At 65.2% G+C, this 23,713-nt stretch carries 21 protein-coding genes; 8 read left to right on the top strand and 13 right to left on the bottom strand.

Going from position 1 to position 23,713, the window contains the following annotated elements:
- Positions 1 to 44: 44 nt before the first annotated feature.
- The 10 genes from ACWEOI_RS00960 to ACWEOI_RS01005 all read right to left on the bottom strand — a co-directional run bounded on the left by ACWEOI_RS00960 (position 45) and on the right by ACWEOI_RS01005 (position 7,772).
- On the bottom strand, positions 45 to 347 hold the full coding sequence (locus ACWEOI_RS00960; RefSeq protein WP_452358617.1) for a WXG100 family type VII secretion target: 303 nt from the start codon (positions 345 to 347) through the stop codon (positions 45 to 47).
- Positions 348 to 437: 90 nt separating this feature from the next.
- Positions 438 to 1,226, bottom strand: a complete 789-nt coding sequence (locus tag ACWEOI_RS00965) for an ESX secretion-associated protein EspG (protein ID WP_452358618.1) — start codon at positions 1,224 to 1,226, stop codon at positions 438 to 440.
- Positions 1,223 to 2,251: a PPE domain-containing protein gene (locus ACWEOI_RS00970; RefSeq protein ID WP_452358619.1), complete on the bottom strand. Its 1,029-nt coding sequence runs from the start codon at positions 2,249 to 2,251 to the stop codon at positions 1,223 to 1,225. The genes ACWEOI_RS00965 and ACWEOI_RS00970 overlap by 4 nt, the downstream gene beginning before the upstream one ends.
- Before the next feature lie 16 nt (positions 2,252 to 2,267).
- Positions 2,268 to 2,582: a PE family protein gene (locus ACWEOI_RS00975; RefSeq protein WP_357088993.1), complete on the bottom strand. Its 315-nt coding sequence runs from the start codon at positions 2,580 to 2,582 to the stop codon at positions 2,268 to 2,270.
- A 33-nt stretch (positions 2,583 to 2,615) separates the two neighbouring features.
- A complete protein-coding gene (locus tag ACWEOI_RS00980) occupies positions 2,616 to 3,953 on the bottom strand; it encodes a hypothetical protein (RefSeq protein WP_433670701.1) in 1,338 nt (445 codons plus the stop codon).
- Entirely contained in the window at positions 3,950 to 4,264 is a 315-nt protein-coding gene (locus ACWEOI_RS00985; protein ID WP_452358620.1) for a hypothetical protein, read from the bottom strand. The genes ACWEOI_RS00980 and ACWEOI_RS00985 overlap by 4 nt, the downstream gene beginning before the upstream one ends.
- Before the next feature lie 108 nt (positions 4,265 to 4,372).
- The gene (locus tag ACWEOI_RS00990; protein WP_452358621.1) at positions 4,373 to 4,672 is read right to left on the bottom strand and encodes a YbaB/EbfC family nucleoid-associated protein; all 300 of its coding nucleotides are present in this window, start codon (positions 4,670 to 4,672) and stop codon (positions 4,373 to 4,375) included.
- An 11-nt stretch (positions 4,673 to 4,683) separates the two neighbouring features.
- Positions 4,684 to 5,049, bottom strand: coding sequence for a hypothetical protein (locus ACWEOI_RS00995; RefSeq protein WP_357089002.1), 366 nt, complete (start codon positions 5,047 to 5,049; stop codon positions 4,684 to 4,686).
- An 84-nt stretch (positions 5,050 to 5,133) separates the two neighbouring features.
- Positions 5,134 to 5,907, bottom strand: coding sequence for an ESX secretion-associated protein EspG (locus tag ACWEOI_RS01000; protein ID WP_452358622.1), 774 nt, complete (start codon positions 5,905 to 5,907; stop codon positions 5,134 to 5,136).
- The gene (locus ACWEOI_RS01005; protein WP_452358623.1) at positions 5,904 to 7,772 is read right to left on the bottom strand and encodes a hypothetical protein; all 1,869 of its coding nucleotides are present in this window, start codon (positions 7,770 to 7,772) and stop codon (positions 5,904 to 5,906) included. Before ACWEOI_RS01005 ends, ACWEOI_RS01000 begins: the two co-directional genes overlap by 4 nt.
- A gap of 157 nt (positions 7,773 to 7,929) precedes the next feature.
- Between ACWEOI_RS01005 and ACWEOI_RS01010 the strand changes: the two genes are divergently transcribed.
- Positions 7,930 to 8,634 carry a hypothetical protein gene (locus ACWEOI_RS01010; protein WP_433670696.1) on the top strand — a complete coding sequence of 235 codons (705 nt, stop codon included), beginning with the start codon at positions 7,930 to 7,932 and terminating at the stop codon, positions 8,632 to 8,634.
- Positions 8,635 to 9,072: 438 nt separating this feature from the next.
- Here ACWEOI_RS01010 and ACWEOI_RS01015 read toward each other — a convergent pair whose 3' ends face one another.
- Together ACWEOI_RS01015 and ACWEOI_RS01020 are read right to left on the bottom strand one after the other, a co-directional pair.
- Entirely contained in the window at positions 9,073 to 9,720 is a 648-nt protein-coding gene (locus ACWEOI_RS01015) for a pentapeptide repeat-containing protein (protein WP_452358624.1), read from the bottom strand.
- Positions 9,701 to 15,415, bottom strand: coding sequence for an alpha/beta hydrolase (locus tag ACWEOI_RS01020; RefSeq protein WP_452358625.1), 5,715 nt, complete (start codon positions 15,413 to 15,415; stop codon positions 9,701 to 9,703). The genes ACWEOI_RS01015 and ACWEOI_RS01020 overlap by 20 nt, the downstream gene beginning before the upstream one ends.
- Before the next feature lie 264 nt (positions 15,416 to 15,679).
- Between ACWEOI_RS01020 and ACWEOI_RS01025 the strand changes: the two genes are divergently transcribed.
- From ACWEOI_RS01025 to ACWEOI_RS01055, 7 genes are all read left to right on the top strand, one after another.
- Positions 15,680 to 16,534 carry a hypothetical protein gene (locus tag ACWEOI_RS01025; protein ID WP_452358626.1) on the top strand — a complete coding sequence of 285 codons (855 nt, stop codon included), beginning with the start codon at positions 15,680 to 15,682 and terminating at the stop codon, positions 16,532 to 16,534.
- Between the two features lie 102 nt (positions 16,535 to 16,636).
- On the top strand, positions 16,637 to 18,178 hold the full coding sequence (locus ACWEOI_RS01030) for a hypothetical protein (RefSeq protein ID WP_452358627.1): 1,542 nt from the start codon (positions 16,637 to 16,639) through the stop codon (positions 18,176 to 18,178).
- A gap of 73 nt (positions 18,179 to 18,251) precedes the next feature.
- Positions 18,252 to 18,572 carry a hypothetical protein gene (locus ACWEOI_RS01035; protein ID WP_452358628.1) on the top strand — a complete coding sequence of 107 codons (321 nt, stop codon included), beginning with the start codon at positions 18,252 to 18,254 and terminating at the stop codon, positions 18,570 to 18,572.
- Between the two features lie 2 nt (positions 18,573 to 18,574).
- The gene (locus tag ACWEOI_RS01040) at positions 18,575 to 19,075 is read left to right on the top strand and encodes a YbaB/EbfC family nucleoid-associated protein (RefSeq protein WP_452358629.1); all 501 of its coding nucleotides are present in this window, start codon (positions 18,575 to 18,577) and stop codon (positions 19,073 to 19,075) included.
- A 26-nt stretch (positions 19,076 to 19,101) separates the two neighbouring features.
- The gene (locus tag ACWEOI_RS01045) at positions 19,102 to 20,688 is read left to right on the top strand and encodes a hypothetical protein (RefSeq protein ID WP_452358630.1); all 1,587 of its coding nucleotides are present in this window, start codon (positions 19,102 to 19,104) and stop codon (positions 20,686 to 20,688) included.
- A gap of 123 nt (positions 20,689 to 20,811) precedes the next feature.
- Positions 20,812 to 21,264, top strand: a complete 453-nt coding sequence (locus ACWEOI_RS01050) for a hypothetical protein (RefSeq protein WP_452358631.1) — start codon at positions 20,812 to 20,814, stop codon at positions 21,262 to 21,264.
- A gap of 2 nt (positions 21,265 to 21,266) precedes the next feature.
- The gene (locus ACWEOI_RS01055) at positions 21,267 to 22,676 is read left to right on the top strand and encodes a nucleoside hydrolase (RefSeq protein WP_452358632.1); all 1,410 of its coding nucleotides are present in this window, start codon (positions 21,267 to 21,269) and stop codon (positions 22,674 to 22,676) included.
- A 369-nt stretch (positions 22,677 to 23,045) separates the two neighbouring features.
- Here the strand turns inward: ACWEOI_RS01055 and ACWEOI_RS01060 are convergent, their stop codons facing one another.
- Positions 23,046 to 23,663, bottom strand: coding sequence for a hypothetical protein (locus ACWEOI_RS01060; RefSeq protein WP_452358633.1), 618 nt, complete (start codon positions 23,661 to 23,663; stop codon positions 23,046 to 23,048).
- Between the last annotated feature and the right edge of the window lie 50 nt (positions 23,664 to 23,713).

A 23,713-nucleotide genomic window follows, 5' to 3' on the forward strand; every position in this document is an offset into this window, starting at 1 on the left:
AATCCTTTGCAGTGTTGAGAAGTTGGAGCGGGTGCGAGGCCCTACTACCCGAGGTTCGTGAGAGCGGCCTTGAAAGCGTCTTCGTTGGTGATGTCCACGTTGCTGAACACGTCGGTACCCTGACCGACCTTGTCCTGGAACTCGTCCATCGCGTGGTTCAGGGCCTTGGCCTCGATGTCCCAAGCGTCAGCGGCCTGCTTGAACGCATCGGCCGCCGCACCGGCGAAGCCGCCGCGCGAGTTGTCGACGGTCGAGGTGATCTTGCCCAGGATGTCCTTGATCGACGCGACAACGTCGGCCATGTGGGACTGCGCGGCCTTCGCGAGTTCCGCTTCGTTTGCAACCATCGTCTGTACCTTGCCTTTTCTTCGGAAATGGATAGGCGATGCGCTGCGGCATCACCGGTTCGGGGCGTCAGCTGCGAAGTCACAGGTGACTCACGACAGCCACCTCCCCCCGGGCAGCGAGTCGATCAGAGCCGAGATCGACTGCGCGATACGGTGATCACTGCCCGGTGTCAGCGTGGACCAGAGTTGCTGGTCCGGGGCGACGCCCGGTGCGGCCACGATGCGGCCTTGTGCGGTGTCGTAGACCGCGACGGCTCCGGGCGATCGGTCGGTGAGGCCGTCGGCGTAGGCGTAGGCCACGATTTCGGCGTAGGAGTGGGTGGCGGAGAGGGCGAGGCCGTAGGCGGTGGCGTCGGTGTCGGGGACGCCGAGGGTGTAGACGGTGCTCGCGTAGTCTTCGGAAGTTGTTGCGGTGTCGAGGCGTTCGGCCAGGTCGGCGGATTCGGCGCTGAAGGCGGCGAGATCGGCGGGCGGGCAGGGGCCGAGGGCGTCGAGGAGGGGGCGGGCCAGGGAGTCGCCGGAGCCGTCGGACCATAGGGGATTCAGGTCGAGGGTGTCGCCGCGGCGGATGGCGACGGCGTGGCTGTCGGCGCGGCGGGCGACGCAGACGCGTAGTTGGCCGTCTGCGGCGTGGACCCGCATGGCTAGCTCGCGGTCGGGTTGAGCGAGGGTGAAAAGTGTTGTGGCGGTGTCGGTGTCGACGTCTCCGTGGGCGTCGACGATGCGGCGGGCGCGTAGGTCGGCGCGGGCCTGCTCTTGGGCTTCCTGCCAGTCCTGGTAGGCCTCCTGGCGTGGCCCGACGGATAGGACGAGCGGCAAGGTCTGCACACCTAGGTGGCCGGCTAGCGCGATGAGTCCGTCGTTGGTGAGGGTGGTCATGTGGCCGACCCCTGACTGCCGCCGGATTCCGCTGTGCTGGTTGCCTTTTCGGACCCACTGCCCGCGTTGAAGGCGATGTCGACGGGCGCGCGCTGGGCGGCCGGGTCGAGGCCGCCGAGGACGGCGGGCGCGACCTGCATGCCGGAGGTGAGGCCCAGTTCGTTGTCACTGGTGGGCGCGCCGACGAGACCGGCCCGCGGCGTGTGCTCCTCGTCGCTGGACTGGCCGGCGCCCCCCATCGGCGCAGGGGCCATGGTCGTCCCGCTCTGCTGCACCGTAACCGGTTGCGTCACAACGCGTTGCGTGGTGGTTTCCTTGGCCTCGACGGTGGTGGCGCGCACCTGCGTCAACGGCATGGGCGGCAGGTTGAGCGAGCCGAGGTTGATATTCGGCATCGACGGCGTCGGAACCGCGGGCGCTTCCGCCTCGACCGGCGCGACCGGCTGTTCGGCGGGCGTCAGCCCGGCGGTGACCTGCGGCGGCGCCTGGTGTTCCCACGGCTTGGCCAGCGATTCGGTGGCGGCCTCGTAGGTCCGCATGACCCGCGCCGCCTGCGCCTTGGCCGCGTCGGCGTCCATGTCGGTCTTGGCGAGCCCGCCCAGCAGGGGCATCCCGCCCGCCAGCCCGAGCTGCTGCATCAGCTGCTGCAGATCCTTGAGCTTCTCGACCTCGTCGACGTCGGGCATGGTCAGTTTCGCGAGTTCGTATGCGGCCGCGTGCGTTTCGGCCTGAACCGCATTACCGGCGGCCGCGGAGGCAGAAGCCCCCATCCAGTCACGCAGCGCTCTGATGCGTTCGATGAAGGGCCCACTGTGCTTGGATTCCCAAGCACTGTCGAGGATTACGAGAATTCTCTCGTACTCCACAGCGGCGGCGGCGAAACCCGCGCTCAGTCGAGTCCACGCGAGCCCGGCTTCGGCGGCGGGGATCGCCCCGGCGCCCGTCACCAGTTCACGCGCCAGCTCTTCGGGCGGCTTGGATTCCCAAACCGTCTCGGTGAAGCCGGGTTTCGTCGGTTCCAGCATCGAGAAGGGTCTCCGCTCAGCCGGCGAAGCCGAGGACGGACTGCTCCTCGACCTTGCCGAAGGCGTCGAACTGGCTGCGCAGCGTGGAGGCGAGGTTCCGCAGTTCGGTGACGCCGTCGCCGCCGGAGGCCACGAAGGACGCGGCGACCGTGTTGAGGGTCTGTGCGGCGCGCTGCGACACCTCATCGGAGCCGGCGGGCGCGAAGTCCAGCTTCGCCTGCTCCACACCGAGCCCGTTGGCGATGCGGTCGGCGAGCGCGTCCAGCTGGGCCGCGGCGTCGCGAGCGGTCGAGGCGTCGAAGCGCAGACCGTCGAATGCGTTGATGCTCATGCCAATCCTCCTGTGTCCCCTGGCAATTCGAAATCAGAGTGTGAGGGCCTTGTCCGGTGGCTCCTCGATGGCCTCGATGGCGCCGACGACCGGCAGCACCACGCCTTCGATGACGCCGACCACTTCGTCGCCGTGCGCGCCGGTGACCAGGCCCGAGCGGTCCGAGGTGGATTCCTCGTCGGCGGCGCCCGCGCGTCCGGCGGCGCCGGCGCCCGTCATGCCCGGCGAGCTGGTCGAGGTGGTGCGGCCGTTGGCCTCGGTGGTGGTCTTCGGTATTCCGGCGCCGGTGTTGCTGACCTCGCCGGTGGGAATCCGGTTGGCGCCCACCGTGTTCGAGGGCGTCGTGGTGGTGGGCACGCCGCCGCCGAAGATGGTGCTGAGCGGGCTGCCGCCGCCACCGTCGGTCTTGGTGCCGTCCGGGTTCTCGGTCTTCTTGGCCTCGTCGGTCTTGGTGGTGGTCGTCGAGGGCGTCGTGGTGGTGGTCTTGTTGGTGTTGTTGTTCGTATTGGTGTTGTTGTTGCTGGTCAGCGCGGAGCTGAGATCGCTGACGCCGCTGGACAGCACCGTCGCGCCCTTCTCGACCACCTTCTCGGCGACCGTCGGCGCGACACTGGAGATGGGCTGCAGCGCGGTGCCGACCATGTTCACCAGGTTCGAGATATTGGACGCGACGGGCGCGCCCGCGATCATGATCTTCGTGCCGGCCTCGAGGATCTCGGCGGTGCTGCCCGCGAGCTGCACCTTGGTCTTGGCCGCGATGGCCAGGCCCGCATTGATAGTCTCGGTCGCGGTGGCGATCAGCCACGGGATGCCTGCGGGGGTGGCGATCAGCGCGGTCGCCGCGGTCAACTGTGCGATGAATTGCGCGATGAGAGCGGACATTTCGGCGTAGCCCTCAGCGACGATGGCTTCGGCGGAGATCAGGATGCCGTGCTGCTGCGCGCCCTGCGCGGCCACCGTGCCGCTCTGCGCTTCGACCTCGTTGCTCTTGAGCTGAGCGGCGGTCGCCGCGTCCCCGCTGAAAGTGTTCATCAGCGTGCTGGTCGCCGACTTGCTTTGCGAGGTAGCCGAAGTCAGCGCACTGATCAGCGAGGTGATGATGGTCGCCGGGTTGAAACTGCTGTTGCTCAGGCTCCCGGTGCCGAACGACTGCAGCAGGCTGGTGACCGGCTGGATCAACGCCGTGGGGTCGATGGTCGGCAGCGTGGGCAGCTGCAGCCCCGACAGATCCGGCAGGCTGATTTGCGGGATCTGCGGCAGCTGCGGCAATCCCATGGTGCTCAACACATCCGTGACCGGTGTATCGAGGTAAGGGCCGATCGGGCTGCTGCGCAGCCCGTCCAGCACGGTCGGATTCGACGGACTCGTCACAGCATCGTCGATAGGAAGCTCGCCGCCGAGGTCACCTCATTGGTGCCGTAGGTGCCGACCGCCGTGTACGCCGCCGTCGCCGTGTTCGCGTGCACCGCGGCGATCTCCGCCGACGACATCAGGAAGTTCCCCTGCGCGACCGCGAAGGCCGCCAGGAATTCCTGCCCGATCAGACCGAAAACCGGAACCGCCTGCGCCATCGCGGCACCCACGTCCGCGGCTGCCGCCCCCGCGACCTGCGCGGCGATTCCCGCCTTCTCGGTGCCGTACGCCAGGATGAGCGGAAATTCCGCCGCCACGTGATCAGCCATCAGTGTCCCTCCCACTACCCTTGATCTTGCTCAGACTACAAGCACGAAATTTCTTGTGCCAGACCGCAAGATGCAAACTCTGGCGCAAAGTTCTGTTAACAGACCGGCCTACTCGGCCATCTCCTCATTGAACCGGTCGACGATCTCGGCCCGCCGTTCGAACGCCCGCCGCGCCGCCTGCGCCGCCGTCGTCACCACGGCCTGCTCGAACTCCGCCGGCGTCATTCGCGATACCGCGCCACTGAACTGCAGGTCCTTGAGCGCGCCGTTCCCGTCGACCTCCGCAGTCACGGCCCCGTTCTCGGACGTCTCCCGCCCGCGCACGGCCGCCATCTGATCCGCCAAGTCCTGAAACCGATACAGCTGCCGCCGCACCTGCTCCTGCAACTCATCCATCGACGAAACCACGAGCCCCCCTCTCACACCGTCCTGAGCCAACTCTGCGGCTCAGTATCGTAGTCCTGCTCCTCGACAATCTCCTGTCGAGCCACATCCGCCTCGGTAGGAAGCCCCGCCCGAGCCAGCCCCGCCGCATCAACCCCGGCCTCCTCCAACTGCTTCCGCAGCGCGAGTCCAGCCCGATTGGCAGCCTTCTGACAAAGCCGCAACACTTCCCCCGCCAACTGCCCCGGATCCCGGTGCAACTCAGCCGATTCAACCTTCACGGCCAGCGGCAGACCTTGATTGGTAGTCCGCACCCGAATCGACCCGGTCGTATTGGCAACCACCAGCGAGGCCCAATCCCCCTCACCAGCACCAGAACTGACCGCCCCCACCTCAGTCACGGCGAACTCCCTCCCAGTTAGCTTGGCGTATGACTACCATAGGCCACTCCGGCCAGACAAGAACATTTCGGTTTCGGCGATCGATCAGCCGCGCTCGTCCTTGATCACCTGGATCACAGCCGCGACGTAGCTATTGATGACCGAGAGGAATCTGGCTTTGTCCACAGCGAGTGCCCGCGCCGGATTGTCGACGATCACGTAGCGGCCGTCATCCACGAGATCCCGGAACTGCACCTGGTGGCGGGTGATCCCGCGCGGCCCGAATACCGAACTCCCCTGGACGATGTGGATTTCACCGGCGTTCGAGGCTGTGGCCTCGAGGAATTCTCGGGCTCTGGATACCGCGGTGTCCGGCGCCGCAGCAATGGCCGACCGGCCGAAGTCGTGATCGATGTTCTGCTCGTCGGTGACCAGCCCGATGTCTCCCCGCCCGCCCCGGTCACCGGTAGGCATTGCCTCGACAACGGCATCGGCAAGTCGCAGCGGATCACATTCGGCCACCGTATAGCCGCCCCGACGCCAATATGTTGCGCCCGGTAGTTGGCTGATCACATAGCCTTTCGGGCCCTTGCGGGCCGCATGGACGCGCACCATCGACTCGGTGCCCCACCGATCCTGGTCGTCCCACCCGTATCCGGTCAGGAAGAGATCCGGATTCGTCAGTGCGTCGAATACCGTCGAGAAGTCACCACCGAGCTTGTGGCTCAGACTTTCTCGCGCCTCCCGCATTTCCAGGTCGAACTCGTCCGCAGTCCTCGTCGCCGACGTGAACATGAAGGGCTCAGGCGGCTCGACACCTACCCGATCCATCCAGAGCACATAGAACTCGGCCTCCGTGAACCGCCACTGCACCGTCATTTCTCGGCCACCGGGGTGACCGCTGCCGGCGCCTCACCCAGGACTGCCTCGAGATTGTCCAGGTTGGTGAGGAACTGCGGACGCTTGTGTTCCTTGCCCTGCCCCTGCGCACCTGCCGCCCCCATCGGCGAACCACCCATCCCGCCGGACGACCCGGTGGACGAGGACGAACTCGTCGCGGCGAGTCCCGCACGCGATGTCGTGGCCACTTCCTTATCCGCCTCGGTCGTAGATGTCGGATTGGCCGAACGCGGAGCCAGCTGAGTCTTCGGCGTCTGGGGCGAGCCTGTGCCGGTAGGCGTGCCCGACGGGCTGCCTCCGGTCGGAGATCCGGACGGGGTGTTGGTGTTCGGTAGCAGGCCGAGATTCTGCAACTGTTGCGTCAGCTGATTCTGCAGGTCCTCGCTCGGCTTGGTGGTCTGGGTCGTCTGCGTGGTCTGCAGACCAGTCTGAATCGCCGACGCGACCTTCTCCACCCCTTGTTCCACCGCTGTGATCCCGGCCTGCAACACCGTGCTCGCCTGCGTGATCAGCGTTTGCAGGGTGGTATCGGTGGTAGTGGTCGGGTTCTTGTCCGTTGGCGTGGTGGGCGTGGTCGGAGTCGTCGGCTGGGTCGGGCTGTTGTCCAGGTTCGGCACCTGTGTCTGCGGAGTGCCGCTGGGGTCCCCGGTCGGATTGCCGCTGGGGTTTCCAGACGGATTCGGGTTCGGCCCCGGTTGCACCTGCTGCGGCTGGACGGTGATCGCGTCGTTGGGGTTCCCGAGCATGGGTACGGCGGCGCTGGAATCCTTGACGCCCTCGACATACCAGTTGTCCCAGGCCTGCCGCATCTTCGTCATCGCCTCGTCGACATCACGCTTCGAAATGTGCGTGGTGACAGCGCCGCCGCGGGTGGCGGTGGTTACCGTGGTCTGGGAAATGCTGTGATAGGGCAGGAAGTTCTGCAGCTTCTTCAACCAGCCCTGCGCGAAAGCCAGGTTCAGGGCCATCAGATCCATACCGTCGGTGAGGGTTTTCACGCTCTTGAGGTAGTTGGTGATTCCCTGTTGCGCCAGCTTCGCTCCGTCTGAAGCCCAGACCTCGTTCATCTTCGACGTATTGCCTTGATAGCCGGTCAGATACTTGTCGTTGGCGTTCTGGAACGTGGTCATCTGGGCCTTCAGGTACGCGCTCGCCGTGTTCCACGACTGTGCGTAAGCCTCGAGCTTCCCGAGAACCCCTGAATCGTTGATGTATTGCCAATGATTATGGAAGTCGTCCCATTCGTATTGGGCGCCGGGCTCCCCGGTGATTCCCTTCGGATCCAGCTCCACCCCGCTGGCTTTCCCCGAGAGCGCCGATTGCTTGTCAGTCCCTGCCAGCAGATTGCCGTAGTCATCCGAAGAAGTACCGGACCACGTGTACTTGTTCCCTCGACCCGATTGACCCCATCCCGGCATGCTGACCGAATCGACGTGCACCGACGAGACAGCCAACCCCGGCTGCCCCGGCTTCGGCACCATCGACTCGAACTTCACGCGGGCGTCATCACCGGAAAAGGCCGTGGCCGAGGCTTGATCGGTGTCAACGTACAACCGCGCCGCGCCCACGAAAGACTCACCGATCTTGGTGAGCACCTCCTGATGTTCCTTCAGGGTCGTCTCGACCAGCTTCTTCGCGGCCTCGTTGAACTTCTTCGCGAGCTCGTCGCCCGAATGCCGCTGATTCAGCGCGCCCAGATCGGCATGTGGGGCTTTGCCGATGGCGGCATTCACCATCGCGAGCATCGCCGCGGCCTGATCCGCCATCGTCTGCGCGGCTTCACGGTTGAACAGGACGCCCTTCTTGCTCTCGCCATTGAGTCCGGTGAAGTCGTCGTCGGCCATCGCTCTCCCCTCCCAGGTGGACGTGATCGCAGCCTAACCGGTTGCGTGGAGCCCGATCCAGCCGAGCCGTTCACCAGCGACGTGGGTAGGCTGCCTGCGAGGCTCGATATTCGACTGCGGGGGCAATCGTGATCCGCGGTAGTGCTGAGGGGGATTCATGGCCATTGCCATTGTCATCGGAGTGATCGTCGTCGTGGCGCTGGTGGCGCTGAATATCTCCGGCAACGCCCGCGACCGGGAAAGACAAGAGGCAATGGCGGCCGCGATGGGCGGCGCGGTCGGCTGGCCCGCACCCCAGTGGCGTGAGCAGCACGCGGGAATCGGACTGTGCCCGTACCCGTCGAAGGCCAAGTACAAAGCGCCCATCCACGGCCGGGCGGCCGGCGCTCCGTACACCACCTTTCTGGTCGAACACGAGACCATGTTCCAGAACATGATCACCACCTGGCGCCACACCGCCGTCGTCATCGAAGGCGTCGACCGCTCGGTGGACAGGCTGGACCTGCTCTCCACCCAAGGAGAGTGGCTCCTCGAGTTCAACAAGAAGTCGGTCGAACACCGCCGATTCTCCAGCGGCAGTGAAGAATTCGACCGCTGGTATCTCGGCCTGACCCCCAACCACCCCGACCATGCCCGCCAACTCCTGACCCGCCCGGTCATGGCCGCGGCCTACTCCATCGTCCAGATCGCACCCACCGCCCGCATCCGGGTCAACGAGGGCGCGGTCATCTGCTGGATCCGAGGCGTCCACGATCGAGACTCCGCCGCCTATCTCGAAGTCATGCGACTGACCTTCGAGTTCGCCACCGCAATCAATCAGGCTGCGGCACAGATGAATATGGGAAATCAGAGCCACGGCTGACGCTCCCCAGTTTGGCCTGCAGCCACAGGGCGCATGTTCTTCGCTCCGAGGAAAGTACTCGAAGTCCAGGGCGTACGCGTCGGGCGTGAGGCGTGGAACAAAGTCCGGCTCACCGTCGTAGTCGAACGCCGCCCGGCAATCTCCGCCGCGATCGATCACTACTCGCGCAGTGAACCAGGTACCGACCTCGGGAACGAACATCGCCGACCTGAGGTCCGAAAGTTGCTCCATGACGGCGAACGGTGCAGAGATGCGGGCGACCAGCCCCTCTGACGGAACGGATTCCAGGCGATCACTATCAATCTGGATCGTGGCGCGATACTCATACCTGAGTTGAGTCCAGCCGTCTGGCGCCGAATCCATCAGCATGCTGCCGATGGCCTGAATCGCCGCCCAGTCGAGCGGATCACGCTGGCTGACCCTGAAGCAAAATCCATGTCAGGAGCGGGGTTTCGGCGCGAGCACTCGAACAGCTCCACCTCGTGTATTGATCCAGTCTTCCAACTGCGGGCCTCCGAGCGCGTACTCTTCATCACCCGCGGTGATAGTAATAGGCCCGAAAACAGTCCCACACAGGCCTTCGAATACGGTTGTCTCGTCTACCCTTACCTTGAAGGTATTCTCCTCAACTGTCGCGTTGGAGAGATCCGCTCCACGGAAATTGACGTGCAACAGAGAAGAACCCATCAGGGCAGCGCCGCGAAGCGAGGCTCCCGTGGCGTCAACACCATACAGTGAGGCACCGACCAGATTGGCGCCGTCGAGTATGGCGTTCCGGAGGATCGCGTCGTCAAGGTTCACCCGCACCAGGGAAGCGTGCGTCAGATCCGCCCCAGTGAAGTCGGCTCCCTCCGCATCGGATCGATACAGTTCGGCATTGACCAGCTTGGCATTGGTTAATATGGCTCCACCGAGCCAGGATTCGGTGAAGTTGCCTCCAGACAGGTCAGAGTCGCTGAGATCGAGCCCGCCGGCATCAAGCCCACCCACTTTACGTTCGAGCAGCCAGTCGCGCAGCCGCGCCGATGCCTCTACGCTGCTCGGAAACCTGCGGGGGACCCAGTCGTCATGGGTACCAGATGACATTATCGTCCCATCCGTGTGTTTGTACTAACAGCAAGATATCGTCGATTGCGACCTGGTTGGCATTGCGTAGGTCGATGATAACGGTTCGGTCCTTCTCCTCAATCTGCTCACGGAGCTTATCGACCCATCGACTGTTCTTCGCTGGGTCATATGCACCCTTGAACGGTTTCGACTTGTCGCGCACGTTGTTGAACGGTGGCCAGTCCGAGTGAACACCCTTGATGTCGTAATACCTCTCGGCGCTGGGCGAGTAGAACTCGCCACGATCAGCCTGGGCCGGTCGCTGAATATCCTGCGGTAGACGCCCCTGTTCTCGCAGATCCAGTCCCACACGCGCTTCGTCCTTGGACGGTTCGGAAATACCACCATTCTTGTCCGGGTCCCGCTGGAGGTGATCGAATTCCACGGGATGGGCAGCCTCCACCTGGTCGAGGTGTTGCCAATGCTGTGCCCGCTCTCCGTCCGTGAACTCTGGACGTGGGCCAGAAGGAACCGCACCTGACGGAGCCTGGCCACCTTTATCTGCCGCGGGCACGGCCGCCGCGCCGATGCCATCTTCGGGCGGATCTGGTTTGCGGTCGACAGCAGCTTCCGGGCTCGATTCTCGAACCGGTGTGGACGACACCTGCTGGTGGTTGGCCGTGTGGGGCGTATGCGGCGTGACGGCTTCGTTTGCCTTAGGGAGCAGTGTTTGGTGGTGCTGCTCGAAGTACCGGGCGAGTGCGGGATCGTATTCCTTGAGGAGGCGCCAGGGAGTCACGCTCTCGCGGGGGTCCATGAGGCCCACTCGGTCCAGGATCTCGACGAACTTCTCACGGAGCGCGGGTAGTTCGGCCGCGCGCGTCGGCTCGTAGTGAGCCTTCGCGATTTCGCCGGCGGCGGCACGCATTTCCTCGAAACGGGAGGCCAGGTGGGGTGTCAGCGTCGACGGACGTTCTAGGGTCGGATCGAAATGAGTACTGGGCGAGCGTTGTTCGGGTTCAGGGGCTCTTTTGGGAGCCGCGGAATCTTCGCCGGTTAGGTGTTCTCTCCCCGTTCCCGGTTGATCCGGGCGATCTCCGACTCGCCCCATGCCTGCCAGATCTTGATCTGGTCCTCGGTGGCCGGGCGGCGTCCCTTCGCGTCCTTCTCCCGCAGGATCGCCAAGTCGCGGTCGCGCTTCGCCTGGAGTTCCGGGTCCTCGATCTCGTCCCGCATCGTGGGGCCCAGAACCTTCCGCGCTATGCGTTCCATTTCCTCCGGGCTGATGGGCATCGGGGGTCCTTCCTATATCGGTGAGACGGACGACGTACTTACCGCCGATGAGGTCACGGCTTTCGACCTGGAATCGGGTGCCTGGCGGGAAGACAACCTCTTCTTGGGAGAGACTGGCCCAGGAGATGTCCTTCCCGGTGTGGGAATCGATGATCAGCTCGACATTGCCGCCTGGCATCGAGCTGTCTTTGTCCGCCGAGGCGAATCCGGGGTCGACCGGTGGCTCTTTGCCCGGAGAGTAGGCCTCGAGAAACCTCTCCAAAGCGACCGGATCATCGAAGTGGAGCGAGCGATAGACGGTCCCCTCATGATCCGGCAGCTTGTTGTATGCCGAGACCAGGGTGCGGATCTCGACGTCGTGGTCGGCCAGCGCGGTTGGGTTGCCGTTGCGTGTACCTTCGTTGACCGGCTCGTTGAGGTTGAACCCTTGGTTACGACGGATCGCATCCAGTTCGGCATCGGTGAGCCGGGAGATCTCGGGATGGTTCGCGGTCTCGAAGTCGCGGATGGTTTGGACCTCGCCGTGGCTGATCCTGTTCTTCGCGGCGTATTCGTGTGAGGCCGTGGGGTCTTGGTAGCGCGGGTTCGCGTAGTACGGCTTGTCCTCGACCGGCAGCTTCGGGCGCGCGGGCTCGGTGCCGTCCGGGACATGGGCCGGGTTCGCGTGTTCGGGTCCGGCGGGGTGCGAATCCGGTTGACCGATACGGGCTTCCGGCCGTTGGCCGACCGGATTCTCGCGCGGGGCGGATTCGAGCGGGCGCACCGGATTGCCGTGCGAGTCGAAGACGATCGCGTGGGTGGATTTGACGTTGGTGTGGTCCGGTGGGAACGAGTGCGGCCCGCCGGGGACGGCGTTGTCGTGGACTACGAGACGGCCGCCGTCATTGGTGATGGTGTAGGCGTGGGCGCCGACGCCGTTGGCGTCTGTGGGGCCGTGGAATTCGTCCACGACGAGGGCGGTGGCGCCGTCGCCGAGGCGGTGGAGTTGGTCGGCTATGGAGCCCAGGGTTTCGTGGCGGTCGAGGTGGGCGCCGGCCGCGTGCTCGAGTTCCGCGGCGGTCATGCCGTGGTCGGCGATCGTCGGGTCGTCGGGGACGTGGATGTTGGGGTTGCCGGTCAGTTCCTGGACCTGGCGGAGGGCTTGGGGGCCGCAGTCGTTGGTTTCGGTGTGGGTTCGTTCGGGGGCGGTGGGAGGTGGGTCCAGGGTTCGGTTGGAATGAACCAGATCGTCATAGCCGTAGGGGTGTTCACCCTGGTGGCTCTCGGTTTCGGGGGCGCGGAAGCGGGCCGGGTCGTGCGGGCTGGAGCCCAGGGTGCGCTGCCGGGCATTGAGGTCTTCGTGGCCGGGACGGGAGTACTCCGGTAGGAGGTGCGGGGTTTGGCCGGATGCGATGCGGGAGAAGTTGTGCAGGGATTCGCTCGGGACGGAGCGTCCCTCGTCCATGTGGTTGTAGTAGCCGGTGTGTGTCGAGATATCGCTCAACGTGTGTGCGCCGCCGGGGAATTGGGCGGCGATGCGGCGGGCTCCGAAGGCTTCGATGGCGGGGTCCATGCCGAGACCCATGCCGAGTTTCGGTGCGAGACGGCCGATTTCACCGATAGTGTTCGCGCCGATCCAGGTCACCGGGTCGCGGGAGGAGCTGGCGACGAAGACATTGTGTGCGCCGATGCCGAAGTCCGCGGCGTGGCCGACAGGACCAGCCCCGGGTGAGCCGAGCAGCGTGATCGTGGAGATGTCGCCGTGCAGGCGGCCGCCCGCGCCGGCGAAGCTGGTGGTCGTGGAACCGTAACTGTGGCCGAACAGATGGACGTCCGGGGTGGGGTGACCACCGGGCAGTTCCGCGCCCAGTCGTCGAGTTTGACTGAAGGAGGCCACATCTCGGGCCAGCAGCTCCCCGCCACGTTGCGCCAGGCGGGCATCGGTCATCTCGCGGACAATCTTCGGGAATCCGCTCGGAGCGTCGTAGCCGATCCACGCGATGGAGGCGACCATGTCGGGTTCCTGGGTGCGCTGCGTCGTCTCCCACATGTGGTTGAAGGCGTTGTGCAGATTGCCTTCCAGACTGCGGACCGTGGTCGTGATGCCTGGAACGTGGAAGGACACCGACGATGCCTTCGACGTGTCACCGAAGGCCACGACTGCCCGGCCCTCGCCGTTGAATTCCTTCGAGTCGTAGGACAGCACGTGCACCGGCGGTTCTTCGCCACCGAACTTGTCGGCGAACTTCGCTGCGAGATCGCGTGCTTCTTCCAGCGCCTTGACCGTGGATTCGAGGTTCTTCCACTGCCGGAAGTTCTCCGGATCGGTGAATCGGCTCGTCCACTTCTCGATACGCGGATTCTGCTCGTGCAGCGCGTTCAGATCCCGCGTGATGGCGAGACGGTTGGCCTCGTCCTTCACATGGGGCGGCAGACCGTCGGCATTGCCGATCTCGTGCGGATGCGCCTTGATCATCGCGTGCTGCTGCTCAGGTGTGAGGCCGTGCCACCACTCGTGGTTCTCGGTCGCCCGGTTGTGCGCGCCCGCGATATCGGTTTCCGGCGGATGCAGCAGATGTTCGGGTGAGGCGTCGGGGTGCAGTTGCTGGAGGGCTTCGCGCGCATGCGCCTGCTCGGCCTCGGAGATCGGCGAATCCTCCGGCAGCACAGGCCGTTCCACCGTGGGATCACCGACATGACGAGCGCTCTGGTCGCTGACGGGATGATCGCCGGGCCTCGGCGAATCGGGGTCGCTGGTGCGCCGCGGGCCATGTTGTTCCGGCGAGCTCGCAGGGTGCTCGGGTCGCGCACCGATACGGGATTCGGGCCCGGTACTCGCACCGACGAGTTCGCGGTTCTCCGGGCGCGCGGTGGACTCGACCGTGCGTCCGGGATCCGCGAGATCCACACGCTCGCCCACACGACCGGCAGGTACTTCGAGGCCGGTGGCGCGGGCCGCCATCGGCGTCGGCTGGCTCCCCGCGTCACGGATCGTCGCGGGCGTCGCTCGCGGTTCGGCGGGCGGAGTGTGAGCGCCCGGCGCATCAGCGCGGCCGGGGGCCGGCGTGTCCGCGCGTGGCGCCACCGAAGCCTCCGGCCGGGAAAGCACCGGCGTCTCCGCCCGCGGAGCCGCCGCGGGAACCGGCTTCGGTTCACCCGACGCCGGTGTATGCGCGGGATTCGACGGCGATGTGTGCGCGGGATTGGAGTGCTGTGGGCTCCCGACCGGATGCGCGTCGACAACCTGCGCGTTGTGGACCGGAACCTGCGCGACCAGATCCGCCTTGGGCACATTGGCGAGGGACTCCTTGGGCACCCCGGGATCGGTGGGCCGGGGCTGCGGATCCGCCGGCCTGCCTTGCGGATGTTCGCCCGGAGTCGTTCCGCCCGTGTTCTTCTCATGAGACGGAGCCGCGTCATGCGGCGAATTCTCGGTGTGCGCAACGTCGTTGATCGCCGAAGGGTGAACTTGCTTGTCCGTGACCGCCAACGGCGATCCATCGACCTTCGGGCTGGTGACTCCGAGCTTGTCCGGGCTCCCCTTCCAGGGCGACTTGCCCTCATGAGCCATCCCGGGCAGGGTGCCGCCAGCGATGCCCGCGGTGACGACGCGGGGATCGAAATGCCAGTTGTGCGTGACACCGCCGCTCACCGCCCAGCCCGCGAGCCCGGCCACCCCGCCGGCGACTCCACCGCCTAGGAAATTGGCGGCCTTCTCCGCGGTGATCGGCTTGATAGGTGCCTTCGCGATCGGGTTGACCAGCGCCTTCGGTAGCCACTTACCGATGGGAGCCGCGACCAGTCCACCGGCCGCCCCTCCACCGGCCGAGAGCAGCAGCTGCTGCGTATTGATCTCGCTCCGGCGGCCGAACTCGTGCTGGTAAGCCTGAATGCCGCCGTCCTGCAACGCCCCCAGCGCAGCGCCGATGATCGTCTGCCGTAATGCGAACCGCATGAGCGAGATCTCGGTGGCCTTGAGCCCCTCTTTGCCGAGGAAATTGATGGCCCGCCGTGTCAGGATGCGCACCGCGATCCGCCCGATGCCGATCGCCGCGCCCTCCGCCATCGGCGCGGTCGGTGGGAACAGCCAGGCCGCGGCGATATCGGCGGCCAGGGTGATCAGCGTCGTATAGAACATGAGCTTCGTGTATTCGAGCTCGGTTCCGGTGTTCTCCGCAGTGCCGGCGATGGTCTCGAACCATTCCGCGAGTTTGTCGATCGACTGGTCGCCGACGCGCATGGTCCGCAATTGCTCGATGATCTTGTCGCCACCGTCGCCGGTCGGATACGCCCTGCGGACCGCCGCGATGGCCTCGTCGATGTCGGCGTCGATCGAGCGCAGATCCTTGGCGCTGGACTTCCAGTCGTCGGCGATTCCCCACATGGAATCCTCGTTGCCGTCCGGCCATTTCATGCCGACCAGCCACCCGAGCGTCCCCGCGAGCGGCGGCTCCCAGATCATCGCCGACCACCTGCGATGAGAATCACTCGCCCGGTAGTGGTTTCAACCAGACACCCCCGTGACGCCACGACCGCCCCCGAATACGCGCTGACCTGCTCTGCTGATGCGCTGTCCGGCAGCGCCTTTCACGCCGTGACAGCTCACGATCTCGCGCCACGCTGCCACAGAACGCGCCGAGGATCAACTGGGCGGCGCCCCGCCGCTATTGATCGGCTATGGTCGGCGGCAAGATTGCGGCCGGACCGACGCGGAAGGGATGTCGCCGTGCGAACACTGTGGTTCATTCCTCAGGGCGTGCGCCGGATCGGTCCCGAGGAGTACACCGGGTATCGGGGCGGGGTCGCCTCGACGCTGACGCCGATCAGCAAACGCCAGGCCGCCGCGGTGATCGCGCAGGGTGTGCATCGCGCCCGGGAGCTGGTCTCGCTGCTCGAGGGGCTGGGATACGAGCCCGAGCTCGACGGGTCGGAAACCTGGGACAAGGCCGGCCTCGTCGGGGAGGGATTCAACCGCGTCGACAAGGGCTTCAACGGGCGGATTCACCAGATCAGCGCCCGATTCTCCGGCCCGCCGAGCGAATTCGACGACCTGGTACGGCGATTCGCGGCCATGCCGTCGACGGTGGTGACCCGGACGCGAGAGGATTCGTCGGCCAAGACCCGAGACCTGGAGGTTCTGCTCGGCGATCGATACGGGCACAGCGCCCGCATCGACGTGCAGCAGCGCAAGGACTCCGGGCTGATCTCGGCGCGGTTGCAGGTGACCAGTCGCGCCTTCTTCTACCGCTGGGACAAACGCGACGCGGTGTGGAGCATCCTGGCGCGCGGGCGGGGCGAGAACCTGGAGGAGCAGCAGGCCCGGGAGATCGAGCGCCTCGGTTTCCGGCGGCGTCGGCCCTGGCCGGTCCATGACGCTCCCCCCGGCGGGCTGCTGGAATCGGAGGCCACCGACCGGATCCGGCTGTACCTGATCGGCGCGGGCGTCGACACCGACGCCATGTCCTTCGCGCCACAGCGCACCGAAGGCGGCTGGGATGTCGCCATCACCGGCGGGCCGACCGCGGCATTGGACGCGTTGCACATCACCGACGACGGTCACATCGGTCCCCGCGAACACTGAGCTACCCTCGGCGGGGGCCGACACGAGCACCTCGAATGTGTAAGGTCGCACAGGTATCCGACCGGGTGGAACGTGCGGCGGTCGAGGAGGGGAGCTCGAGACGTGGACAGGCCTCAGGCGGGGAATCCGGACGACGAATTCATGCGGTCGTTCATGGCCGGATTCGCGCAGGCGAATGAGGAATCCGACATCGGGTTCAGCGTCGTGTCACACCCGGGACCGGAGTCCATTCCCGACGAGGGCCAGATCGTCGAGCAAGCGCGGGAATTGACCCACCGCATCGCTCGTGAACTCGCGACCGCGGCGCCGGAAGGCTGGGAGCGCGTCGACGCCACCTTCGCGTGGACCGTCACCGCCAAGACCTGGAGCGTGGTGTACTCCGCCGGGGACCAGGCGTTTCGAGCCGAGCCGTCGGAGACCGTCCTGCTGCTCGTGCAGGAACAGCGCGAGATCGCGGCCGCGATGAGCGAAGGCCCGTGGTGGCGGATGCGAATCAGCCTCAATACCGCGGGCCAGGTGCAGACCGACTACGACTACGGCGACGAGCCGTTCCCGGACGACCAGCTCTTTCCGGCCGAGGCGTACCTGGCCGACCTGCGGGAGTATCCCCGCAAACGACTACCCGTCTGGCTGGCGGCGTATGTGAGTCACGGCGAGCGGCTGCTGCGGTCGCCGCGGGTCGCGGCCCAGCAGGCACGATCCGACCGTGCCAAGGAGATCCGCGGACAGGCGACGACCGAGGTCTTCCCGCCGCTGCCGGTGATGTGGTCCAACTGGACCGCCCTCGCGGCGGTGTTCGTCGCCCTCGACGCTCCGCACGGTCCGCGGATACTGCCCGCATTGGCCTGGTTCGAAGGCCCGAACCGCAGCGGGAGCACGCTGTACACGCTGCCCGGCGATCGGGCCGTCATCTCGGGCGGGGTGCTCAACGCGCCCGAGCTCGATGCCGTCTACAACGATGGCGCTCCCCTGCCGAATCTGTATGCGGGCGCACCGGATTGGGTCACGGACGCGGTGCTGAATCCGCGGGCCGCGACCGGGCAGTTGACCTTCTGCTACTGGTGGGAGGACGGACGCTGGTTCCGCGGCGAATCGCCGCTCGGCCCCGGGGTGGCTGCCGCGGTGCCAGGGATCTGGACGACCGGCTCGACCGTCGACACGATCCTGCAGGTGATGAACTCGGCAGGTAAGACGATCACCGATACCACGAAATCCGGTGTCGCGAACCTGGTTTCGGCGGCCCAGGCCGGCGTGGTGACCTACGAGACGGTGGCCGCGGTCTTCGATCCCGCCGAGCACGACGTGGATTCGGCGCTGAACCAGTTCACGCTGGCGGGGTTGCGGACCTTCGTCACCGCGCCTCCGCTGAGCCGGATCGACGCCATCGAACAGGTCCGCCGATTCATCCTCGCGCGCGGGACCGACACCAGCGGATACCCCCTCGACCAGCTGACCGCCGAGCGAATCGACAACGGCTGGATGGTTTTCGTGCCCACCCGGCCCGGCGAGATCATGATCGGCCGCGCCATCTACTACATGGCCGACGACGGGGTGATCGAGGCATCGTCGTCCTCGGTGCCGCCGAACGTGTACATCGCGGGCTTCGCGCAGCGTTTCCAGGAACGGATGCGGCAGCGCGGCTGAATATCGCGTTGGCATCGATGCCGATGCCCAATTAGTGTCGGCGCCAGGGTTGTACGGGGAGGAGTAGTACCAGATGACGGACAAAGTCGAGGTCGATCCGGAGCTGTTGGGGCAGGCGGCCGTCAAGACCGACCACGTCAACAAGCGACTACGCACCGTGGTGGACAGCCTCATGGCTTCCCTCGGCGGCAAGGGCGAACCGTGGGGCAACGACACCTACGGTGAGCAATTCGCGGGCGCCGAGAACGGCTCCGGCTACAAGGCGGCCCGCAAGACGCTGAAGGAGCTCTCCGAGACCCTGGCCAAGAACGCCGGAGACAACTCCGACGGCCAGACCAAGTCCGGCAAGCAGCTCGGCGGCACCGACGAGAACAGCGCCGGCGCGTTCAAGTAATCATGGCGAACGAGAGCGCGAAAGCCGAACTGGCGTCGATGATCGACGAGTTCCAGCAGCAAATGCGGGTCCTCGGCGACATGCAACAGAAGCGTGCCCAACTCATGGCCACCGGCTACGCGCTGCAGAAACGCGTCACCGTAGTCGTGAACGCCGACGGCACCATCATCGAAACCCGCCTGGACCCCGACCTCGAAGACCTCCCACTCCTCGAGCTCGCCAAAGCCATCACCGAAGCCGCCCAAGCCGCTGCCACCGAACTGGCCCGCAAGAGCTCCGAACTCCTGAGCCCGATCCAAGAGCGCCGCGGCCGCATGCCCAAGATGTCCGACCTCATCGAAGGCATGCCCGACCTCACCGAACGCATCCCCGAACCCATCCCCGCCTCCACCGCACCCCCGAACTCCCCCGACCGGCATCTCAACGAACTGGCCATGACCTTCACCGACGTCGAAGAACTCGACGACATCACCCCGGGCCGAATCCGCGCCGACGACTGGTGACCCCTGGCTTCTAGGAGTGGCCACGAATGACACGACTGAAGCCACGGAAGGCTCGGCTGCGCGTGATGCTGCGAGGGCAACTCGATCAAGCCCGACTAGAGCGCCTGCGGGCGGCGCTCGGACTCACTCGAATGGGTCGGTTGACGGATTGGGCAGATGAGCACTTCGGCTATCGGCACATCGGCGGCGACGCCAATCAGTCTGTATGTCTTGATCTGTGGCGGGTCGAGGAAACTCAGTGGTTCCTGTGCGTTTCCGCCACCGATGATGTCGACATCTACGACGAGGAGATTTCCCGGTGGCAGTCGATCTACGTGACGGCCGCACGGGCAGTCGACTTGGAGATTTCCGAGGTCCGAGTATTCCCGCCGCCCCATCGCGACAGCTACGAGACGACATGGCGGAACGAAAACTGGCTGCGCACAGTGCACTGGGACCTGCCCGCTCGGAGCCTCGCTGAACTCTGGCCGATTATCGGCATCGACCCTTCCGCACGCGAGACCGAGAAGCGGGACAGGCTTGCGAGTTTCATGACCAGCCCGACCTGGGAGCCCGCGCCACCTGAGCTGCGTCAACAGGCTGAAGAATTCGTGCACCGGGTGACCGCGAACGAGCTGACCGAAAAGTACAACCAGCTCCGTGCGGCATCTACCGCTGCCCTCGCTGTCCTCAACGATCCCGCAGGTGACCTTGAAGTCCTGCACGCACTTCTGGCCGATGTACACAAAGCGCTACTGGACAAGCACAACGCACCGTCACCATCGCAGCACAACCTCGATCTGGATCCGGTTCACCACTACCTGACGCTGGTCGGATACGACGGAGCGACCCCGCGCCCCTTCACTCTCGACCAACGCGCGGCGACCCTCAGAGACGCGCTGGCAAAAGGGCGGCGTGTCGAGGAGGCGAATCCCGATATCGGCGATTTCAACGTGGAATTGACCGAATTGCAAGGAACTATCACTGGCGACTTGCTACTCGAACTGGCCTCGCGTTTGCGCCGCGGGGCCTCGTTCGGTCCTCGCTCAGACGGCGAGAAGCTTGCCGAGGTCGTCACGGAACTGGCGTGGGCCGTGCTCGACCAGACCGGCCAGCGGCGGCCAGCGGCGACCCGGCTCCTGACTGCGAACGAGGCTCTTTCCCTGCGCAACAGCGCTATTCGTCTTCTGGACACTCTCTCCGATACCGAGAATGACCGCCACGGGACACGTGAACTGCTCGCCGACCTGCATCTCGGCATCGGTAAGAACGAGCCACCACCCGCACAGAGCAACACCAGCCTTGTTCAAGATCCGGCCCGACATCTCCGCAGCCGTGTCGATTCCACCCGAACGCCGACCCGGCCCATCGAACTCGAGACCGAAGCCAGCGATCTGAGCCGCAAACTGCTGGCCGACAGCCGCACGCGCGGATTCGACTCCGGCGCAGCGGAAGTGACCGTCCAGATCACCGGCTTGCAAGGAATGATCATCGGTGAGCTGCTCCGTGAGCTGGCTACCCGGCTGCGACCCGGACAAGCGTTCGGTTCGTCGCGACGCGGCATTCCACTCGCCGACGTCGCCTCCGATCTCGCGAACAGAATCCAGAACCACACGATCATCAGTCCTGAGTGATCGGGGGAACACGAGTGTTCCATGACCGCAACGCATGCCACTTCTGTGGACGATTCGCACTGGAGGCCGAGGGGTGGTCGGAGTCCATCCCGCCCTATCACGCGATCCTGATGAGCTGGGACGATGACGCAACCTTCTTCAACGGCTCGTTCCACCTGGGATGCGTGCGCTGATGGCGATATCTACGAAGACCCCCGGGTCAATCGGTGGGTATTCATCGAAGAAGCCGGTCCGTACCATTTCCTCGGGCTGGACGCTGTCGAGGCTCTGGGTGCCGGCGACCGTATCCGTGCGGACGGCGGAGGAACCTCGCTTATCCTGCCCACGGAACCTGACCCGGGCATCGAATCGTGGAATCTGCCCGAGCTCTTGGATTTCCTCGCAGTCCGTGATCTGTACCAGGGATTGCTCGACCACCTCGAGCCGACGTACAAATTCTGGGAAGGCGGTGTCGGCCGCGCGGGCTACATCCTGACCTACTCGCTTTCGGCGATTCGCCCCCTGCCCAGCAGTATCGGGAACTTCTTCGCTCGGTACCTCCCGACCTACACGTCCAAGCGATTGGAGGACGCCTGACCATGACGGATGACAAGGACCGCCCGGAGCTGTCTCCGAACCGGATTCGCGATGCGCTAATCGATCAGGCCAGGAGTGTCGGATTGCATGACAGGGCCGACGCGCTGTCCGCCCTACCCGACATGCTTCCACCGCTATCGACCATGCCGCTGATCGTCGATACCGACATCGGAGGCGACCCGGATGATGCCATCGCCGTAGCCGTTGCTGCGGGGCGACCAGAGTTGGCTCTCGTAGTCACCAGCGACGAACACGGCGGAAGGCGTGCCCGGCTCGCGCGGTATCTGTTGGATCTGCTGGGTCGATCCGATGTCCCCGTGGCGGCGGGCATTGACCTGGGAAATGAGAGGTACTGGGCGGCAGAAGGTCTCGTTCCACGTGATGTGCCGAACCAGAGCGAAGACGTCCTCGCCGCCGTCCGGAAGGCCATGGGGACGAGCGACGGCAAAGTGCGATGGCTCGGTATCGGTCCTATGTCGAACCTCTCGGCCGTAGTCGCCGAGATTCCTGATGCCACTGGACGACTCATCGTCACGCAGATGGGCGGTGGCCTGAACTACAGGCATGCCGATCGTGCCGAGCACAATATTCGACTCGATGTGGCTGCGGCACGGAAGGTGTTGCACGCCGGGTTGCGGCCATGGATCGTGCCCTCGGATGTCACGTTCCATCCCGACAACGAAATCAACTCCGGCTCACCCGAATACGAGTTGCTCGCCGAGTCAGGGTCCGCGGGCCAACTGATCTGTGCACATTTGGATCAGTGGTTCGCGAGCTTCTACCCGGGGACCATGCAGCACGACGCGATGACTCTCGCCCAGGCGGTGGGGCGCTCCTTCCTGCGAACCAGTCGTGTGGGGGTGGCGCTCGATGAGATCGGAAGGATGATCCCCGGCGAATGCCAGGTCTCCCTCACTCGCTCCGTCGACTACGCGGTCTTCCGATCGTGGCTGATGCAATGTCTAGCCGAAGTCGTGGCGACACCTGACAATCACACATTCGAGAGGCTGCGTACGCTCCGGCTCCGAGAATCTCCGTCATACTTCCGGTTCCGCAACGCCACCATCCGTTTGGAGGAGCAGGACTTCAACCGGGTGGCTGGCCGGAAGCTGAACATCGATACCGGCGCATTCGAGCCCGCAACGAGAGAAGACATCGATGCCGTCCTCCGAACCGGTGCGGATTCGGACTACTCGGCGCTCTCCGAAGATGAGTTCGTGAAGACGACCGAGGAGTTCCGCAGTTACTACCTGAACGGAGAGGGACCGATCTTCGACATCTACCAACAAGTGGACGAAATGCTCGAGCAGGCCCGACGGGAGCGGCGGCGGGTGTCCGACGGCGAGCGCGAGACTATCGCGGCGTTGCGCCGGAAGACCTTTGGCATGTGGGAGGAAGATCAGCGTCGCTGAGCTTCCGTGAAGTCGATCCGAACGGAGAATCAAGGTGCGGGAGTTGCTCACCAGGGAACAGGTCGAACAGCATCTCCGGAAAGCCCGCATAATCCCGCAGAACCAGCGAATGGGCATGCGCCGGACGGAGTACGCCTGGGTCTGCTGGAGGATCCTCACGCCGGACGAGGTGAACAGGGCGGCGAGAACACCGGGGACCGCGAGCTGCCTGATAGTGAATCCTCTCACCGGGGTGGTGACCAGCTACGGCGGCGCGATGCATCCGTTGACATGGGGCGAGATGTACGACCAGTCGGTTCGAACGGGCGAACCGATGCCCGTGTGCGGATAGATCTATCCGCACGCGTAGGAAGGATTGAGGACGGCGGATCAGGCGGTCGTGCCCCACAACCTCACAACGCCGCGCTTGATCATCTGCATTCGGCGATTGCCGAGCAGGTCCAGGTTGGTGAGCTCGCCGGTGAATGGGCCACGGGCCACAGGGATTTCGGGGAGCCATTCCCTGTATCGCCTGCGCAACTCCCCGCTGCTGGAGAACGCTTCGTTGCCCTGCGGCGTCGCGCCGATGCTCCGATAAAGCTGGTCCAGGCGATTGCCTTCGGCCAGTATCTCGTTGCGGTGTCGGCTGTCCCCGTCGCCTTCATATGGGGCCGCATCATGATCTTCCCAAGGAGACGCCCCGGCATCGAGCCCCGCCCTGTGCTGTTCCGAACGCTTCGACTGTTCCTCGCGCGCGGCGAGCACACGGTCCCGCTCGGCTAGCCACCGTTCGGCATTGCTGCCGTCCAACTGTCCCGCGAAGGCGGTGCGAGCGGCGGCCACGAGATCGTCCGGGACATTCGGGCGGGCTTCGGCGATCGCTTCCAGGGCGGTCATCGTCTCTTCGTCCAGCCCGGATCCGCTGAGAAAGCCACCGCCCGAGAGGATTCGCGACAGCATGAAATCGAAGCTGCCCTGCAACTGCGCGTTGATTCGACGACCGCGCACGCCGGACCCCCTTCTCGATCGAACGGACCCCCAGCATTGCGTACGGCTCG

The sequence above is a fragment of the Nocardia sp. NPDC004340 genome, assembly GCF_053602575.1.

Excerpts from the sequence above, each read along its gene's own strand:
- ACWEOI_RS00960 (WP_452358617.1), bottom strand. The coding sequence starts at position 347 with ATGGTTGCAAACGAAGCGGAACTCGCGAAGGCCGCGCAGTCCCACATG.
- ACWEOI_RS00965 (WP_452358618.1), bottom strand. The coding sequence starts at position 1,226 with ATGACCACCCTCACCAACGACGGACTCATCGCGCTAGCCGGCCACCTA.
- ACWEOI_RS00970 (WP_452358619.1), bottom strand. The coding sequence starts at position 2,251 with ATGCTGGAACCGACGAAACCCGGCTTCACCGAGACGGTTTGGGAATCC.
- ACWEOI_RS00975 (WP_357088993.1), bottom strand. The coding sequence starts at position 2,582 with ATGAGCATCAACGCATTCGACGGTCTGCGCTTCGACGCCTCGACCGCT.
- ACWEOI_RS00985 (WP_452358620.1), bottom strand. The coding sequence starts at position 4,264 with ATGGCTGATCACGTGGCGGCGGAATTTCCGCTCATCCTGGCGTACGGC.
- ACWEOI_RS01000 (WP_452358622.1), bottom strand. The coding sequence starts at position 5,907 with ATGACGGTGCAGTGGCGGTTCACGGAGGCCGAGTTCTATGTGCTCTGG.
- ACWEOI_RS01005 (WP_452358623.1), bottom strand. The coding sequence starts at position 7,772 with ATGGCCGACGACGACTTCACCGGACTCAATGGCGAGAGCAAGAAGGGC.
- ACWEOI_RS01010 (WP_433670696.1), top strand. The coding sequence starts at position 7,930 with ATGGCCATTGCCATTGTCATCGGAGTGATCGTCGTCGTGGCGCTGGTG.
- ACWEOI_RS01015 (WP_452358624.1), bottom strand. The coding sequence starts at position 9,720 with ATGTCATCTGGTACCCATGACGACTGGGTCCCCCGCAGGTTTCCGAGC.
- ACWEOI_RS01020 (WP_452358625.1), bottom strand. The coding sequence starts at position 15,415 with ATGATCTGGGAGCCGCCGCTCGCGGGGACGCTCGGGTGGCTGGTCGGC.
- ACWEOI_RS01035 (WP_452358628.1), top strand. The coding sequence starts at position 18,252 with ATGACGGACAAAGTCGAGGTCGATCCGGAGCTGTTGGGGCAGGCGGCC.
- ACWEOI_RS01040 (WP_452358629.1), top strand. The coding sequence starts at position 18,575 with ATGGCGAACGAGAGCGCGAAAGCCGAACTGGCGTCGATGATCGACGAG.
- ACWEOI_RS01045 (WP_452358630.1), top strand. The coding sequence starts at position 19,102 with ATGACACGACTGAAGCCACGGAAGGCTCGGCTGCGCGTGATGCTGCGA.
- ACWEOI_RS01050 (WP_452358631.1), top strand. The coding sequence starts at position 20,812 with ATGACGCAACCTTCTTCAACGGCTCGTTCCACCTGGGATGCGTGCGCT.
- ACWEOI_RS01055 (WP_452358632.1), top strand. The coding sequence starts at position 21,267 with ATGACGGATGACAAGGACCGCCCGGAGCTGTCTCCGAACCGGATTCGC.